Raw genomic sequence first — 2,522 nt, forward strand, 5'->3', positions numbered from 1 at the left:
GGACAATAAACAGAGTCGCCCACACATGCGACTCCTTGGGTTTGTTTGGCGAGAGAAGAGGCCGTCAACACCGTGCCTCCGGTATTCGTCGTATCATTTTTTAAGATAATTTTTCTGCCGTTCACAAGACTACGCATTGCGTTTTTTCTCCTGATCAAGCTTTGCTAAAATCTGTTCGACCTGTTGCTCAAAATCAGTAGGAAGTGGGTTTTTACCAAAAAACAAAAAGGGTTTGCGGGCTTGGTAATCGACAGACGAAACGGCATCTCGCCCCTCTTGCATATAAGCATTGAGAAACGTGATAAAACGATGGTTTTCACTGTCGGTACTGGTCAGGAAACTGGAGTAATGGGAAACATTTGGCTTGTAAAGTATGGTTTTCAATTGCCCTGTTTTTTCATCAATGCCATACAGTTTAATCGCCAACATTTTACCTGCATAGCCGAATTGTGCATCTTCATAGCGTGTTAAACGTACTTTCCCCATCCCATAGCTATACAGTATTCCTCGTTGCCTATCCGCAATGAGATACACCGGAGGTGTGAAGAAAGAGAGATAGCCCAATAACCATAAAAAACCCGGGAAAAAAATTAGCCAGCCGATAACTAAATATTTACCATATTGGCCATTTATAACAAAGTTACCTGAATTGTAAGCTTTTATATACTCCCATAAACTTATTTTTTCTTTTCCAAAATAAGGTTTATATAATTCAATTAACTTTGCTGATAACTCACTTTGTTTTTTTTCATTACCATACTTTTTTTCTACATGTTTAGCCATCATTTCAATTGATGTTTTATTTTCAACATGCACCTTAAAAAAAATAGATGCAGTGTAAAAAGCCATAAAGAGTAACACGATAAAAAAAGGTATTGTATTAGTGAGCTGGCTATTCCGCTGTGGGGAGTTAATCACACAACGCTGTTTATTGACCGCATCTAAAAATACCAGTTTTTGAGGCTCCAACGGATCATCGTAGTGATGACTTTCTTCAATCAATGGCGTGGTTTCTAATTGCTCCGGGTGCTTTGTTGCCGTATATAAACTCGTCATTCTGTGCCTTCCTCATCAATACAGCCATAAAGTTTATCATTAGGATCACCGTTTCGGTAACGCAATGGCGCAATTTCACCTTTAAGACGATCCACCAAGTAATACCAATAAATGGATGGGATAGATTGCCCCAGAGGATCAATGACCACATGTAAATGATACATGGGGAACTTACACAAAATTATCTACAGGCTCATTTAATCTGCTGCAACAAGCACACTGCCCCCTGAACACCCACAAGCCACTTTGTGGCCTTCTAAGGCGACAGGGATACCATTAATTTTCATTAAGCTATCGCCTTCAACGATAGCGCCTGTTTTTTACATGAAGGACAATAAACCGAGTCGCCCACACAGGCGATTCCTTGGGCTTGCTTGGCGAAAGAAGACCCCGTAAGCACCGTGCCACCGGTGTTGGTGGTATCATTTTTTAAAATGATTTTGCGACCGTTAACTGTGCTACGCATGATGAGGCTTTTCCTTGTCAAGTTGATTAAGGGTTTTCGCGATTTGTGCATCAACATCAACAGGGGGCTCATAGCGACCAAAATAAAACTTCAATGGCTCACTTTCAAAATCATGATCAGTGATTACATCTCTTCCTTTTTGCATATAGGCGTTAATAAAGCTAACAAACGCATTATTTTCATATTCTTCACTGAGAAACAAACTACTGTGAACCGATGCATTCGGTTGAAATAGAATCGTTTCTAATCGATTTTTGTCTGAATTAAATGTAAATAACTTGATAAATAAATTATTACTTGGAGCTGCATATCCAGCATCTTCATAACGGGCTACATAGACTTTTTTATTTTCCCATGTGTATAAAAGATTACGCTTTCTATCCAATACCAATATTGGGTAAGGCCCAATAAAGACGGATTTCCCTGTAATATAGAGGGCATAACCAAAAGCGAATGCGAATAATATCGTCAGATATATTGAATACTCAGTTCCTGCATAAAAATTTCCCGAGTAATAAGAGATTAAGTAATCAAATAAATTGGGGGTTTTATCAAAAAAAGGACGGTATAACTCTACTGCCTCAGGTGGATTTACTGAATTTTCATAAATATCTTTATATCCATAAATAACTGATATAAATGACTTATAATTTGAATAATGGTTTTCAAAAAAAGAATTAATCATGAATATGAAAACAGCAAGTACAACCAAAAATAACGGTATTGAGACTACCTTTCTATAATTAAAATTGGTCGATTTTATTTGGCATTGTTCCAAGTTTATTTTTAACACATAAGGACTGTCTTCTAACGAACCTTTAGCATTATAGTCTTCTGGATAAGATGCGATTTTTTGCGTTTTTAATTTACTCGGGAACATGGTTCCCATAAAAAATTTGAACATTATGGAGCCTCTCTAGCAATATCACCATCCTAATTTTAATAAGGCGAACAGGCTTTAATATACGTACTAATAAGACGAGAAAATGTTCATCCTACC

At 37.4% G+C, this 2,522-nt stretch carries 3 protein-coding genes and 2 pseudogenes; all 5 read right to left on the reverse strand.

The features are described 5' to 3' along the window. A pseudogene (locus tag PSF11_RS21015) lies at positions 1–137 on the reverse strand (PAAR domain-containing protein); the annotation flags it as partial. After that, the gene (locus PSF11_RS21020) at positions 130–1,056 is read right to left on the reverse strand and encodes a hypothetical protein (protein WP_040132669.1); all 927 of its coding nucleotides are present in this window, start codon (positions 1,054–1,056) and stop codon (positions 130–132) included. The gene PSF11_RS21020 and the pseudogene PSF11_RS21015, both read right to left, overlap by 8 nt. Next, a complete protein-coding gene (locus PSF11_RS21025) occupies positions 1,053–1,220 on the reverse strand; it encodes a hypothetical protein (RefSeq protein WP_004916247.1) in 168 nt (55 codons plus the stop codon). Before PSF11_RS21025 ends, PSF11_RS21020 begins: the two co-directional genes overlap by 4 nt. Before the next feature lie 33 nt (positions 1,221–1,253). Beyond that, positions 1,254–1,522, reverse strand: a pseudogene (locus PSF11_RS21030) (PAAR domain-containing protein). Further along, the gene (locus PSF11_RS21035; RefSeq protein ID WP_225829615.1) at positions 1,515–2,402 is read right to left on the reverse strand and encodes a hypothetical protein; all 888 of its coding nucleotides are present in this window, start codon (positions 2,400–2,402) and stop codon (positions 1,515–1,517) included. The pseudogene PSF11_RS21030 and the gene PSF11_RS21035 overlap by 8 nt, the downstream one beginning before the upstream one ends. Between the last annotated feature and the right edge of the window lie 120 nt (positions 2,403–2,522).

The organism is Providencia sp. PROV119, from assembly GCF_028482435.1.
In the GTDB taxonomy this organism is placed as follows: domain Bacteria; phylum Pseudomonadota; class Gammaproteobacteria; order Enterobacterales; family Enterobacteriaceae; genus Providencia; species Providencia stuartii.